General features: G+C 73.8%; 11 protein-coding genes and 3 pseudogenes. 9 read left to right on the top strand and 5 right to left on the bottom strand.

Translation table 11 applies throughout. The features are described 5' to 3' along the window. Nucleotides 1-8: 8 nt before the first annotated feature. Complete coding sequence (locus tag ACFWBB_RS18960; RefSeq protein ID WP_385273251.1) at nucleotides 9-1,136, top strand: FAD-dependent oxidoreductase; 1,128 nt, start codon at nucleotides 9-11, stop codon at nucleotides 1,134-1,136. Here ACFWBB_RS18960 and ACFWBB_RS18955 read toward each other — a convergent pair. Further along, nucleotides 1,120-1,815 (bottom strand): TetR/AcrR family transcriptional regulator, encoded by a 696-nt coding sequence (locus ACFWBB_RS18955; RefSeq protein ID WP_385273248.1) that lies wholly within the window; start codon nucleotides 1,813-1,815, stop codon nucleotides 1,120-1,122. The genes ACFWBB_RS18960 and ACFWBB_RS18955 overlap by 17 nt on opposite strands. Nucleotides 1,816-1,933: 118 nt before the next feature. Here ACFWBB_RS18955 and ACFWBB_RS18950 point away from each other — a divergent pair, with 118 nt between their 5' ends. Beyond that, a complete protein-coding gene (locus ACFWBB_RS18950) occupies nucleotides 1,934-2,497 on the top strand; it encodes an NAD(P)H-dependent oxidoreductase (RefSeq protein ID WP_385273245.1) in 564 nt (187 codons plus the stop codon). A 169-nt stretch (nucleotides 2,498-2,666) separates the two neighbouring features. Here ACFWBB_RS18950 and ACFWBB_RS18945 read toward each other — a convergent pair whose 3' ends face one another. Further along, complete coding sequence (locus ACFWBB_RS18945) at nucleotides 2,667-3,548, bottom strand: LLM class F420-dependent oxidoreductase (RefSeq protein ID WP_385273242.1); 882 nt, start codon at nucleotides 3,546-3,548, stop codon at nucleotides 2,667-2,669. A gap of 203 nt (nucleotides 3,549-3,751) precedes the next feature. Here ACFWBB_RS18945 and ACFWBB_RS18940 point away from each other — a divergent pair, with 203 nt between their 5' ends. Continuing rightward, nucleotides 3,752-4,699 carry an FkbM family methyltransferase gene (locus ACFWBB_RS18940; RefSeq protein WP_385273239.1) on the top strand — a complete coding sequence of 316 codons (948 nt, stop codon included), beginning with the start codon at nucleotides 3,752-3,754 and terminating at the stop codon, nucleotides 4,697-4,699. Here the strand turns inward: ACFWBB_RS18940 and ACFWBB_RS18935 are convergent. Then, a pseudogene (locus ACFWBB_RS18935) lies at nucleotides 4,689-5,019 on the bottom strand (hypothetical protein); the annotation flags it as partial. The gene ACFWBB_RS18940 and the pseudogene ACFWBB_RS18935 sit on opposite strands and share 11 nt — an antisense overlap. Nucleotides 5,020-5,240: 221 nt before the next feature. Here ACFWBB_RS18935 and ACFWBB_RS18930 point away from each other — a divergent pair. After that, a pseudogene (locus tag ACFWBB_RS18930) lies at nucleotides 5,241-5,933 on the top strand (alpha/beta hydrolase); the annotation flags it as partial. 303 nt (nucleotides 5,934-6,236) lie between these two features. On the opposite strand, the pseudogene ACFWBB_RS18925 reads toward ACFWBB_RS18930, so the two are convergent. Then, nucleotides 6,237-6,521: pseudogene (locus ACFWBB_RS18925) on the bottom strand (alpha/beta hydrolase); the annotation flags it as partial. 54 nt (nucleotides 6,522-6,575) lie between these two features. Here ACFWBB_RS18925 and ACFWBB_RS18920 point away from each other — a divergent pair. The 4 genes from ACFWBB_RS18920 to ACFWBB_RS18905 all read left to right on the top strand — a co-directional run bounded on the left by ACFWBB_RS18920 (nucleotide 6,576) and on the right by ACFWBB_RS18905 (nucleotide 10,912). Continuing rightward, nucleotides 6,576-7,565, top strand: a complete 990-nt coding sequence (locus tag ACFWBB_RS18920; protein WP_385273236.1) for a helix-turn-helix domain-containing protein — start codon at nucleotides 6,576-6,578, stop codon at nucleotides 7,563-7,565. Between the two features lie 204 nt (nucleotides 7,566-7,769). Next, nucleotides 7,770-8,915, top strand: a complete 1,146-nt coding sequence (locus ACFWBB_RS18915; RefSeq protein ID WP_385273233.1) for an ABC transporter substrate-binding protein — start codon at nucleotides 7,770-7,772, stop codon at nucleotides 8,913-8,915. Nucleotides 8,916-9,008: 93 nt separating this feature from the next. Continuing rightward, complete coding sequence (locus ACFWBB_RS18910) at nucleotides 9,009-10,268, top strand: sensor histidine kinase (RefSeq protein WP_385273230.1); 1,260 nt, start codon at nucleotides 9,009-9,011, stop codon at nucleotides 10,266-10,268. Continuing rightward, a complete protein-coding gene (locus ACFWBB_RS18905; protein WP_385273227.1) occupies nucleotides 10,265-10,912 on the top strand; it encodes a response regulator in 648 nt (215 codons plus the stop codon). Before ACFWBB_RS18910 ends, ACFWBB_RS18905 begins: the two co-directional genes overlap by 4 nt. Before the next feature lie 44 nt (nucleotides 10,913-10,956). On the opposite strand, the gene ACFWBB_RS18900 is transcribed toward ACFWBB_RS18905, so the two are convergent. Continuing rightward, nucleotides 10,957-12,414, bottom strand: a complete 1,458-nt coding sequence (locus ACFWBB_RS18900; RefSeq protein WP_385273224.1) for an MFS transporter — start codon at nucleotides 12,412-12,414, stop codon at nucleotides 10,957-10,959. A gap of 171 nt (nucleotides 12,415-12,585) precedes the next feature. Between ACFWBB_RS18900 and ACFWBB_RS18895 the strand changes: the two genes are divergently transcribed. After that, nucleotides 12,586-13,041 carry a MarR family winged helix-turn-helix transcriptional regulator gene (locus ACFWBB_RS18895; protein ID WP_385273221.1) on the top strand — a complete coding sequence of 152 codons (456 nt, stop codon included), beginning with the start codon at nucleotides 12,586-12,588 and terminating at the stop codon, nucleotides 13,039-13,041. Nucleotides 13,042-13,532 lie beyond the last annotated feature (491 nt).

Raw genomic sequence — 13,532 nt, 5'->3', positions numbered from 1 at the left:
GAGGAATCGTGCACCACCCCGTAGCGATCATCGGCGCCGGACTCGGCGGCCTCACCCTCGCCCGTGTGCTGCGTGTGCACGGCATCGAGGCGGCGGTCTTCGACCTGGACGCCTCCCCCGCCGCCCGCACCCAGGGCGGCATGCTCGACATCCACCAGGACTCCGGCCAGGAGGCACTGCGCGCCGCCGGACTGCACAAAGGATTCCGGGCACTGGTCCTGCCCGGCGGCCAGGCCACCCGGGTTCTCGACAAGGACGCGGTGGTCCGTTTCGACGCGGCCGACGACGGGACCGGCGAACGCCCCGAGGTCGACCGGGGCGACCTGCGCGATCTGCTGCTGGACTCGCTGCCCGAGGGCACGGTCCGCTGGGGCGCGAAGGTCACCGGCGCGCGGCCGCTGGGCGACGGGCGGCACGAGGTGACCCTCGGGGACGGCTCCGCCTTCACCACGGACCTGCTGGTCGGCGCCGACGGGGCCTGGTCCCGGATCCGCCCGCTGGTCTCCGACGCCCGTCCCGCGTACACGGGCGTGTCGTTCGTCGAGACCGACCTGCTGGAGGCGGACGAACGTCATCCGGTGAGCGCCGGGGTGGTCGGCGGCGGGTTCCTCTTCGCGCTGGGCGCAGGCAAGGGCTTCCTCGCCCACCGCGAGCCCGACGGCAGTGTGCACGTCTACACCGCCCTGCGGGTCGCCGAGGACTGGGCGGACGGCGTCGACTTCAGCGACGTCGAGGCGGCCAGGAAGTACGTCCTGGAGCACTTCGCGGACTGGGACAAGAGCCTGCGGGCGCTGGTCGCCGACGCCGACGGGCCGCTGGTGCCGCGCCTGATCCACGCCCTGCCGGTCGGTCACAGCTGGGACCGTGTCCCCGGCGTCACCCTGCTCGGCGACGCCGCCCATCTCATGTCGCCGTTCGCGGGCGAGGGGGCCAACCTCGCGATGCTGGACGGCGCCGAACTGGGCCTCGCCCTGGCCGCGCGCCCCGGCGAACGCGAGGCCGCGCTGGCCGCCTACGAGGCGAAGCTGTTCCCGCGCAGCGCGGCGGCTGCGGACGCGTCCGCGCAGAGCGGCACGGCCCTGTTCGCCGAGGACGCGCCGCAGGCCGTCCTCGACCTCTTCACGGCGCGACCCTGACCGACGTCCCGCTCGTCACGCCACCGGTCACCCGGCTCGTCACCCGGTCGACCAGTTCGCTCCAGCCGGCCTCCAGCCGCGCAGGCGGCATCCCGCACTGACGGGTGAGGTGGTGGACGAGGACCGGGTTGAGGTACCCCATCAGGGTGTGGGCCAGCAGTTCGGCGTCCGCGTCGGGCAGGGCCAGGCGCAGCAGCAGCGCCACATGACTGTGGTGCACCCGGCGCGGGGGCACGGAGTAACGGCGGTCGGGTCCGGGCTCGGCCGCCAGCTGCAGGTCCAGTTCGTCGACGGCGCGCCTCAGCATCGCGACGCCGAACGCCCTCAGCCGCTCCACGGGCTCCGTGCCCGGCCCCAGGGGCGCGGGGCCGCTCAGGAACGCGGCCTGGAAGTTCCGCTCCGAGTGGTCGAGGAGCGCGGTCAGCAGCCCGGTCCGGTCGCCGAAGCGGCGGAAGACCGTGCCCTTGCCCACGTTCGCCGCGATCGCCACCGCCTCCATGGTGACCCCGGCCGCGCCGTGCTCGGCGATCAGCCGGGCGGCGGCGTCCAGCAGCCTGGCCCGGTTGCGGGCGGCGTCGGCGCGCAGACACGGCTCGTCGCCGGCCGGCCCCAGGTGCAGCAGCTCGGGCTCGGTCGTGCTCTCCTCGGGCTCCGGGCAGGGAGGCAGAACAACGGACATGAACTCAGCGTAAAGCATCGGGAATGGAACTGGACCGCGGTCCGGTTATGGTGCTAGAACAATAAACGGACCTCGGTCCGGATATGTAACAGCAATGTTTCAGCCTCTGGGAGTATCCATGTCTGTCCGCATCCTTGCGCTCGTCGGCAGCCTTCGCGCCGGTTCGACCAACCGCCAGCTCGCCGAGGCGGCCGTCAAGGTCGCTCCCGAGGGCGCCGACGTCGACCTCTTCGAGGGCCTTGCCGAGATCCCGTTCTACAACGAGGACCTCGACGTCGAGGGCAGCGTCCCCGCCGCCGCCGCGAAGCTGCGTGAGGCCGCCCAGGCCTCCGACGCCTTCCTGCTCTTCTCCCCCGAGTACAACGGCACCATCCCGGCCGTCCTGAAGAACGCCATCGACTGGCTGTCCCGCCCGTACGGCGCCGGTGCCTTCGGCGGCAAGCCCGTCGCCGTGGTCGGCACCGCGTTCGGCCAGTTCGGTGGCGTATGGGCGCAGGACGATGCCCGCAAGGCCGCGGGCCTTGCCGGCGGCCGGGTCATCGAGGACCTCAAGCTCTCCATCCCGGGCTCGCTGACCCGCTTCGCCGAGACCCACCCGGTGGACGACGCCGAGGTCGCCGCGCAGCTGACCGAGGTCGTGGCCCGTCTGCACGGCCACGCGGGCGAGGTCGCGGCCGCCTGACGGCCCTGACCCGGCGCGACGCCGGAGCGGTACGGCGCGGCAGCACGCCGACGTCCTGAAGGGGTCCGGAGCGGTTTCCGGACCCCTTTCGGCATGGCCGGCTCACGCACGGCCGGCCCGTGAGCGGCCGACCCATGCGCGGCCGGCCCATGCGCGGCCGCCGGTCCGGTCAGTCCAGCTCGGCCAGCCGCCGCACGGCGGGTCCCACAAAGCGCTCGATCCAGCCGGCCGTCTCCCCCAGGCGGGGCGCGAGGATCACCGTGTCGATACCGAGCTTGGCGTAGCCGGTGAGATCGCGCAGGAGGCCGTCCAGGTCGCCGTCGGTGGCGGCCTCACCCGAGTACGTGATCGTCTTCAGGACGGTGCCGTAGTCGCGTTCCTCCGTCTCGCAGTGCCCGCGCAGGACGTCCAGCTTGTGCCGGACCTCCTCGGGCGTCGAGGCGAAGAGGTTGCAGGCGTCCGCGTACCGGGCGACCAGCCGCAGCGTCTTGCGCTCGCCCCCGCCGCCGATCAGGATCTCCGGGTGCGGGGCGCTGACCGGTGCGGGCACGCACAGGGTCTCGGCCAGCCGGTAGTGCTCGCCCTCGAACGGGCCGTTGTCGTCCGGGTCCCACATCCGCAGGCAGACGCGCAGGGCCTCCTCGAGCCGCTCGAACCGCTCCGCCGTCGGTGGGAACACCACCCCCAGTCCCTCGTGCTCGCGGTCGTACCAGGCCGCGCCGATGCCCAGCGAGGCCCGTCCGCCGGACAGCACGTCGAGCGTGGTGGCGATCTTGGCGAGCAGCCCGGGATGCCGGTAGGTCACGCCGGTGACCAGCGCGCCGAGCTTGACCGTGGAGGTGTGGGCCGCGAGATACCCGAGGGTCGTGTAGGCCTCCAGCATGGGGGCCTCGGCGCCGCCGTTGAACTCCATCTGGAAGTAGTGGTCCATCACCGACAGCCGGCTCACCCCGGCCGCCTCCGCGGCGGCACCGGCCGCGGCGAGCTCGGCGCCCAGCGCGGCCGCGCCCCCGGTGGTGCCGAACTGGTTGATGTGCACGCCCACACGCATGTCGTCTCCGATCGTCCGGTCTCCCGGTCCTGCCCCGGCCCCCGATGACGCTAGGCCCTGGAGCGCTCTCGAAGTCAAGGGACGCTCCCGGACACCGGCAGGACGCCGGTCGGCCGGACCCTCGCGTTTCCGTCGGGTATCCGGTACGGCGAATGTCGTTCAACCCGCAGACCGGCCCTTGTCTCGTCTGGTAGGGCTGGGGGATGCAGACCCTTTATCGACGACTTCTCGACCTGATGCCCCGTATCGGCGTCCAGGTGACCGACCTCGGGCCCGGGACGGCGGTGGTCTCGCGGCGCGGCGGACCGTACCGGGGGATCCGCGCGGACAAGGACACCTGGGTGCTGCGGCGGACCAGGGACGGAGCGCGGTCCGAGACCGCCGAGGGCAGCGCCGTGCGGCTGGGCGACTCCGGCGCGCTGCTCCTCATGGAGGCGGCGGCCGGGCAGGACGAGCGCAGGCTCCAGCTGGCGGCGGCCGAGTACCTCTGTAGCCAACACGTGGCCGCGATGCTGGAGCTCTACCGCGTGAACTGTGTCTTCGACGTCGGCGCCAACAGCGGCCAGTACGCCAAGCGGCTGCGCAGACTCGGCTACACCGGCCGGATCGTGTCCTTCGAGCCCACCTCGGAGACGTTCGCCCGGCTGGAGAAGGCCGCCACGGACGACCCCGACTGGCACGTGTACCAGTGCGGACTGGGCCGCGAGGAGACCACCGCCGAGATCCACATCGGCTGGAAGACGATGAACTCCCTGCTGCCGGCCAGCGACTACGGCAAGGGCCGCTACAGCCGGTTCGCCAAGGCCGACACCGAGGAGATCCGCGTCCGCCGGCTCGACGAGGTCATGGCCGAGGCGCTGGACGGTCTCGCCGATCCGCGCCCGTTCCTGAAGATGGACACCCAGGGCTACGACCTCGAGGTGTTCGCCGGGGCCGGGGAGCGGATCGCGGAGTTCGTGGGGATGCAGTCCGAGGTCGCGGTGCTGAAGCTGTACGAGGGCAGCCCCGGGATGGGCGAGGCGGTGGCGGTGTACGAGGCCGCCGGCTTCGGCATCACCGGCGTCTACCCCGTGACGCGCGAGGCGACCACGGGACGGGTGATCGAGTTCGACTGCGTGATGATGCGCGCGGACGCGGCGCCTACGCCTTGAAGCCGTAGGACGCGCCGCCCAAGCCGCGGAGCCGTCTCCCCACCACCTCCTCCGCCTCCGCGGTCTGTCGTCCGCCGTCCGCCGTCCGCGGTCTGCCGCCCGGGACCCGCAGGCTGGTGAAGGTCGTGCCCCCGAGGACGAGCACGATGGAGCCGAGCGAGAAGGGGATGCCGATCTCGGGCACGTGGACCCGGACTCGTGCGGCGCGTGCGGCGCGTGCGGCGCGTGCTGTGCGGCGCGTGCGGCAGCAGCTTCACGCCGATGAAGCCGATGAAGCCGATGAAGACCGACAGGCCGTAGCCGAGGCGGACCAGCTTCTTCGGGTGGAAATCGTTGTCGGCCGCAGTTGCGTTCCTTCCACCCCGCACGGGTGAACAGCGGGTCTTGTCCTGGCAAGCTGCCGGGGGGCGCGGCTGTCACCCGCCGAACGGCGGGCAGGTTCCGCCGTACGGCGGTGCTCGGACGGGCTGCCGGTGCGCCGATCATGGGCCGCACGAGCCGCCGCGCACCCCCGCTCTGCGCCCCGCGTGAGGAGAAGCCCATGACGTCCGCACCGCCGCCCTTCGACCCGGAACTCGGCGCCGCCCTGGAACTCATCAGGGAGGTGATCCAGCCGGGGCTGGCCCCCGAGGACATCGACGCCGTCCGTCAGGGGCCGGGGATCGCCCTGCTCGCCGATCTCGACCTGACCCTGGGCGGGGCCTTCGAGGTCGAGGACCGGACGGTGCCGGGGCCCCAGGGCTCCCCGGAGATCTCGCTGCTGATCTGCCGGCCGACGTCACCGGCTCCGGAGCGCCCGCGTCCGGTCGTCTACCACGTGCACGGCGGCGGCATGGTCCTCGGCAACAACCGGGTCGGCGTGGACGTGGCCCTCGAGTGGGCGCGGGAGCTGGACCTGGTCGTGGTGTCCGTGGAGTACCGGCTGGCGCCGGAACACCCGCATCCGGCGCCCGTCGACGACGTGTACGCCGGCCTGCTGTGGACGGCGGAGCACGCCAAGGAGCTGGGCGCGGACCCGGAGCGGATCGTGATCGCCGGGGCGAGTGCGGGTGGCGGCCTCACCGCCGCGCTCGCCCTGCTGCTGCGCGACCGTCAGGGGCCGCGGCCGCTCGGCCAGATGCTGATGTGCCCGATGCTGGACGACCGCAACGACACGCCCTCCAGCCACCAGATGGCGGGCCTCGGCGTCTGGGACCGCACGGCCAACGAGACCGGGTGGACGGCCCTGCTCGGCCCCACCTCCGCGAACAGCGTGCGCAGCCGGTCCGGGTGGGCTGCCCGGGCCGTCCCGGACGCTGCGGGCCCCTGCGGCGCGTTTCAGGAACCGGCGTGAGCGCGGGTGGTTCCTGAGCGGGCCGGGGTTCTGGAGCCGCACCCTGGGCGGGCCCTCCTCTGCGAGGACGTGCTCAGTCGGTCCGGGTGGGCTGCCCGGGCCGTCCCGGACGCTGTGGGCCCCTGCGGCGCGTTTCAGGAACCGGCGTGAGCGTGGGTGGTTCCTGAGCGGGCCGGGGTTCCTGGGCTGCGGTCCGAGCGGGCACTATTCCGCGAGCAGCCTGCGGAGCCAGTTCAGGTGGGCTGCCCGGGCCGCCCTGGACAGCGCGGCCTGTGGGGCGAAGCCGTCGAAGCCGTGGAAACCGCCCGGCCAGACGTGCAGTTCCGCGACCCCGCCGGCCTGCCAGATGCGGGAGGCGTAGGCGACGACCTCGTCCCGGAACGTCTCGGCGGAGCCCACGTCGAGGAAGGCCGGCGGCAACGCGGACAGGTCCCCGGCGCGGGCGGGCGCGGCGTACGGGGAGACGTCCGGGCCGCCGCGCCGCTCGCCGAAGGGGTGGCCGGGTCTCTCCTCGTCGGTGCTCGTGTGGCGCATCATGGCCGTATGAAAGAGCTGGCCGGGCGTCTGACCGCACTGGACCCGGACGCCGGTGCCGCCGTGCGGGTCATCGCCTACTTCGACCGGCTGGCCGAGTCGCGGGCCGGGGTGGAGGCGCTGATGCGCGGGGCCGCGGTGCTCTCCGGGGTGCCCGCGCGGCTCGTCGACGCCGACCGGCGGGTGCGGATCAGGGTGGAGCCCGACGGCACCCGCCGGGACACGGATCTGCCGCCGGACCCGGACTGGCCGTCCACCGCGCTGACGCCCGACGGCCCTCCCGCGCTGTGGCTGGAACGCGCCGGTGCGACACCGAGCGTCGTGGACGCCGTGATCCTCGAACGCGCCGCCGGCGCGGCACGCGTCGTGCTCGACCGCACCCGTGGACGGGCGCCGCTCGACGACCCCGCCCTGATCGAGACCCTCCTCGACGCCACGGCCGCCGAGCCGGCCCGGCTGCACGCGGCCCGCCGACTCGGCCTGAGTCCCACGGTCCCGGCCCGCGCCCTGGCCACACCCGGCGGCCGGCCCCGGGTGCTGCCGGCGGACGCCAGGGACGCGGTTCCGGCCGGCCGGGTCGGGGTCGGACCCGCCGTGCCGGTGCCGGACCTGCCCCGCTCCTGGACCTCGGCCCGCGCCGCGCTCCGCTTCACCGCGGACGGCACCGCGCAGGACCCGGGCCCCCGCGTCGTGTACGCCGACGAGCTCGGCGGCGTCGCCCTGCTGGCCGACCTCGTCGTGCCCGGGGCCGAACCCCCGCCGGACGTCCACGCGGTGGAGGCGGCCGCCGCGGACGCCCCCTGGCTGCTCAGCACCCTGTACGCCGTCACCGCCACCGCGAGTCTGCGGGCGGCGGCGGCCGAGGCGAACGTCCACCACTCCACGCTCCAGGACCGGCTGGTCCACGCCGAGCACCTGCTGGGGTGGCCGGTGCGCACGCCCCAGGGCCGGCTGCGGCTGCACCTCGCGCTGACGATGCGGCGGCTGGCGCGGCCGTAGCGGCACCCCCCGGGGAAGAAGGGGCGGCCAGGGCTGAGGCGGCGAACGGCGTTCAACCGTTCGGTTGAACGGGGATTCCACCGTACGCGCGTCGTCCGCGCCGTCCGGACGACGCGCACCCACCGCCGGGCGCAGCAGAATCGACCTCGACCGTGGCGCCCGGTCCCGCACCCCCCTCAGCGTTCGAAAGTAGGTCTCCCCGCCATGCCCAGCTTCCCCAGCAGAAGGCGCCTGCTCGCCACCGGTGCCGGTGCCGCCCTCGGTCTGGGCGCCCTCGGCGCCACCACCACCCCGGCAGCCGCGTCCACGGCGCCGGCCGCTCCCCGGCGGGCCTCCGGCGCCGAGGAGACCAGGTCGCTCGACGAGCTGTACCGGGCCGCGCTCGCGGAAGGGGGCAAGCTCGTCGTCTACGCCGGCGGGGACACCCCGACCCAGCAGGACGGCACCAAGGCCGCCTTCCTCAAGGCATTCCCCGGCATCGACCTCAGGCTGATCGTGGATTACAGCAAGTACCACGACGTCCGCGTCGACAACCAGCTCGCCACCGGCACCCTCGTACCCGACGTCGTCCAGCTCCAGACGCTCCAGGACTTCGTCCGCTGGAAGTTTCAGGGCCGGCTGCTGCACTACCGGCCCGCCGGGTTCGGCAAGGTGTACGACGCCTTCAAGGACCCGCAGGGCGCCTGGGTCGCGATCGGCGCGATCGCGTTCAGCTTCATGTACGGGACGGCCGCGGTCGGTCCTGACGCGCCGCGCACCCCGCTGGACCTGGTCGACGCCAGGTGGAAGGGGAAGATCGCCTCGTCCTTCCCGCACGACGACGACGCGGTCCTCTTCCTGTACTCGCTCTACGTCAAGCACTACGGCTGGGACTGGGTGGCGAAACTCGCCGCCCAGGACGTGCGGTTCGCGCGCGGCAGCAACTCCCCCGGTGACGCCGTGCGCGCCGGCACCCACGCGATCGGCGTCGGCGGCTCGGGGGCTCCCCTGTCGACCGGCCCCGTGAAGTTCGTCGTACCGGACAGGGCCCCCTTCATGTCCTGGGGCCAGCGGGCGGCGATCCTCAAGGCGGCCAGGAACACCACGGCCGCCCAGCTGTACCTCAACTGGCAGCTGTCCAAGACCACCCAGCAGAACTCCTTCAACGGCTGGTCGGTACGTACCGACATCACTCCCCCGACCGGTCTGAAGCCGGTCTGGGAGTACGCCAACGGCAATCTCGACGGTTTCCCCCGCTTCATGTCCGACCGGGCCGAGGTGGAGCGTCTGAAGCAGACGTTCGCCCTGTACTTCGGCGAGGTCAAGGGCGACCCGACGCCGGGCGTGCTCGGGCTTCACCCGGGGGCGTGACGGACGGCGCCCGCCGCCCTCACACCGTCCCTACAGCCGACGGATAGACTCGGCTCCCCTGTTCGAACGGATCATCGTCCAAGGGGTTCCGCCGTGGCCGACCGTGTTCCCGTCCCTTCCTCCGCGAGGACCGCCCGCGGGAGCCGGCCGGTGCTGGACCGGGTCTCCCATCTGACGTTCCTCCTCGTCGTCGGCGCCGGACTGGTCCGGCTCGTGCAGCTGAGGATCGGGCTGTGCTGGGACATCGTGACGGTCAGCACACTGCTGGCGGTCGTCTACGCGGGCGGGCTCGCCGCCGGGGACCGGCTCGGGCGGTTGGGCCGGCCGCTGTGGGTCGGGGCGCTGCTGGCGCTGTGGACCGTCCTGGTCCTCCTCGCCCCCGCGTCGCTCACCGCCGCCTACGTGTGGTGCGCGCTGCCGCTGGCCTGCGCGGCGCTGCGGGTGCTCGGCCCCCGCGCGGCCGGGCTGGCGGTGGCCGTGCTCACCCTCGTACTGGCCGGTCAACTCACCCGCAGTACGGGGCAGTTCGACCCGGAGATCGTACTGATCCCGGTGGCCGCCGTGTGGGGCACCGTGGCGCTCTACCGGAGTCAGCAGCGGGACGCCGCCGAACGGCTGCGGCTCGTCGAGGAGTTGCGGGGCACCCGGGACGTCCTGGCCCGGCAGCAGCGTGAGGCCGGTGTGCTGGCCGAGCGGGCCCGGATCGCCCGGGACCTGCACGACACGCTGGCGCAGGAGCTCGCGGGCGGCGTCATGCTGCTGCAGGCGGTCGAACGGGACTGGGACGCCCGCCCCGACGTGGCCCGGGCCCGGGTGCGAGCCGTCGCCGACGGTCTGCACGCCAACCTCGCGGAGACCCGCAGGATCATCCGGGACCTGACCCCGTCGGCCGTGGACGAGGCCGGTCTCGAGGGTGCGCTGCGGCTGCTGTGCGCCCGGGCGGAGGCGGAGGGGGCGGCGGCCCGTGTACGGTTCCGCTCGCTGGGCGCACCCCGCCCGGTTCTGGACGGCCCGGCGGCCGCGACCCTGTTCCGGGTGGCCCAGAGCACCCTGGCCAATGTGCGCGAACACGCCCGTGCGGTGAACGTCCTGGTCACCCTGCACGGGCACGCCGACCGCGTGGAGCTCGAAGTCCGGGACGACGGCGCGGGGTTCGCGGCGGGCGGCGGCGGGAGCACCCCGGTGCCGGGCCGCGGGCTCGGACTTCCCTCGACCCGGGCGCGACTGCGCGAGTGCGGTGGCGACCTGGAGGTCGGCAGCGCGCCGGGGCGGGGCACGTCCGTGCGGGCCACGGTGCCCGCCTCGGCGGTCTCCCGGCCGGCCGGGGTGCCGAGCGCGGTGGCCGCCCGGTGACCGGTGCTCCGTTGCGTCTGCTGCTCGCGGACGACCACGCCGTCGTACGGGCCGGGCTGCGCGCGCTGCTGGAGGGCGAGCCGGACCTGGTGGTGGCCGGCGAGGCGGGCACCGGGGAGGAGGCCGTCCGGCTGGCGGCCGCGCTCGTCCCGGACGTGGTGCTGATGGATCTGCGGTTCGCCGGTGGCGGGGCCGGGATCGACGGCGTCGAGGCGGTGCGCCGGCTCGCCGTCGCGGCGCCCGGCGTCGCCGTGGTGATGCTGACGAGTTACTCGGGCCGGGTCGACGTCGTACGGGCGCTGGAGGCGGGGGCGCGGGGCTACGTCCTGAAGGCGGGACCGCCCCGGGAACTGTTCCGGGCGGTGCGCGGCGCGGCCGCCGGGGCGCTCGGGCTGGCCTCGGCGGTGGTGGGCGAACTCGTCGGCCGAGTACCGGATCCCGAGCGCGAGTTGAGCGGGCGGGAGGTGGAGGTGGTGCGGCTGCTGGCCGACGGGCTGAGCAACCGGGCGATCGCCGGGGCCCTCTTCCTGAGCGAGGCGACCGTGAAGACCCACCTCGTGCGGGTCTACCGCAAGCTGGGTGCGGACAACCGGGCGGCCGCGGTGTCGGAGGCGGTGCGCCGGGGACTGCTGGATCTGGCCTGACGTGCGGACGGGGCACCCGGCGTGCGGGCGCCCCGTCCGGCAGGTCAGACGTTGGCCTGCTCGGGCGCGGCGGCCTGGTCGGTGGCGTCCCCGCCGGCCGCCGCGGTGCGGGCGGCCGGGATGACGGCGGCGATGGCCGCGGAGACCAGGGCGAGTGCACCGCCGACCAGGAGCGCGGTGCGGAAGCCGTCCTCCGAGGCGAGGGTGTGGCCGCCCATGGTCGTGGTCATCTGGGAGAGGATCACGCCGATGACGGCGGAGCCGATCGAGGTGCCGAGCGACCGCATCAGGGTGTTGAAGCCGTTGGCCGCGGCGGTCTCCGTGAGCGGGACCGAGTTCATGATCAGGGCGGGCATGGCGCCGTAGGCGAGGCCCACGCCGCTGCTGGTGATCATCGTGACCAGCATGACGCCCCACGCGGAGCCGATCAGCGCCTGGGCGACGAAGTAGCCGGCGGCCAGTACCAGGGCGCCGCAGACCAGGGTGAACTTCGGGCCGCGGGCGTTGGTGAGCTTTCCGCCGAGCGGGGAGACCAGCATCATCATCAGGCCACCGGGCGCGATCCACAGGCCGGCCGCCAGCATCGACTGGCCGAGGCCGTAGCCGGTGGCCTCCGGGAACTGGAGCAGCTGCGGCATGACCAGCATGCTCGCGTACATGCCGAAGCCGATGAAGACCGAGGCGACGTTGGTCAGGAGCACCCGGGGGCGGGCCGTGGTACGCAGGTCGACCAGCGGGTCGGTGGTGCGCACCTCCCACACTCCCCAGCCGGCCAGCGCCACGACGGCGAGGGCGAACAGGCCGAGCGTGCTGGCCGAGGCCCAGCCCCAGTCGGCTCCCTTGGACACCGCGAGCAGCAGCGCGACCAGGCCGACGCCGAGACCGAGCGCGCCGGGCAGGTCGAAGCGCTGGCCCTTGGCGCCGGCGGGGACGTCCGGGACGAGCCGGTAGATCAGGACGGCCACGACGGCGGCCAGGGCGGCCGAACCCCAGAACAGCACCCGCCAGTTCGCGTACTGGGCGACCGCGGCGGCCAGCGGCAGGCCGATGGCGCCGCCGATGCCCATGGAGGCGCTGACCAGCGCGATGGAGCCGCTGAGCTTCTCGGCCGGTACGACGTCCCGCAGCAGCGCGATGCCGAGGGGCACCATGCCCATGCCCATGCCCTGGAGACCGCGTCCGACGATCATCGTCACGACGTCGGAGGCGAACGCGCACACCACCGAGCCCACGATCAGCGGCACGGAACAGGCGAGCAGCATCCGGCGCTTGCCCACCAGGTCGCCGAGGCGGCCGACGACCGGCACACACACGGCGGCGACCAGCAGGGTCACCGTGATCACCCAGGCCGCGTTCGAGGACGACGTGTCGAGGATCTGCGGCAACTCGGCGATGAGGGGGGTGACCAGCGTCTGCATGATCGCCGCGGTGGTGCCGGCGAAGGCCAGCGTGGCGATCACGGCGCCCGGGCGGGACGTGGGTGGGAGAGCGGGGGCGCCCATGGGACTCCTCGACTTGGGATGTGCGGTGAAGGATCCGCGCACAGGAACTGCGCGGAGGATCGACCCGAAGGATGTGCATCGTACATGTCGTATGTATCAAGCACATGTTGTGGCCTGCGCACAGTGGTGTGCCAGGATGGTGCGGGCGCACGGAAGCAGGAGGTCGGGCACATGGAGTCGCCGACACACGAGGTCGAGTACGAGCAGATGCTGCTCAGCCGCCACACGTTCCTGAACCAGCGGGGCGGCCGTCGCAACAACAGCCTCATGGAGCGCAGCGCCTACATCCTGCTGAGCCGGATCCGGGTCCAGGGACCCATGTCGATCGGGGAGCTCAGCGACGCCTTCGGCCTGGACGCCTCCACGCTGAACCGGCAGACCGCGGCGGCCATGCGGGCGGGTCTCATCGAGCGGATCCCCGACCCGGAGGGCGGGATGGCCCGCAAGTTCCGGCTCACCGACGAGGGCACCCGCCTGCTGGACTCCGAGCGCGAGGGCATCGTGGAGATCCTGGGCCAGGTGATGACCGACTGGCCGGACGAGGACATCGCCGCCTTCGCGGACTATCTGCGGCGCTTCAACTACGGCATCGAGGCGATCGGCGGCCGGCCCTGGCCGCGCCCGTGACCGCGCGGGCCGGTCGGCCCGCCGACCCGGTCCCGCGCTCCCGTCTCCGGTCTCCCGGGTCGCCGTCACCGGCCCCCAGCCCCCGGCCCCTGGCCCCTGGCCCCTGGCCCCTGCAGGTAACGGCACGGCGCACCCGGCCAGGCCGTAGGCCGCCGACCCCGCGTTGCCCAGATCGACGAGTCCAGGGCGGGGTCGCGGGCCGAGTCCCCGTCACCGCGTCTCGTGCGGTCGCCGCGGGAGAGAGGGGTGCCGCGGCGCTTCTCCCCTGTTCCGGTCCCCCGGTCGGTTCCGGCCGTCAGACCCGTCCGGCCCCGCCTCGGACCCCCGTGGCGGCCCCGCCTCAGGCCCCTGTCCGGTCCTGCCGCCAGACCCCCGTCCGGCTCCGTCGTCAGCCCCCCGGCCGGTCCCCCGCCAGACCTCCGTGGCGGCCCCGCCTCAGACCCCCGGCCGGCCCCGCCGCCAGACCTCCGTGGCGGCCCCGCCTCAGACTC

Source organism: Streptomyces sp. NPDC060000 (assembly GCF_042737375.1).
Classification (GTDB): Bacteria; Actinomycetota; Actinomycetes; order Streptomycetales; family Streptomycetaceae; genus Streptomyces.
This window is presented reverse-complemented; position numbering and strand designations above follow the sequence as displayed.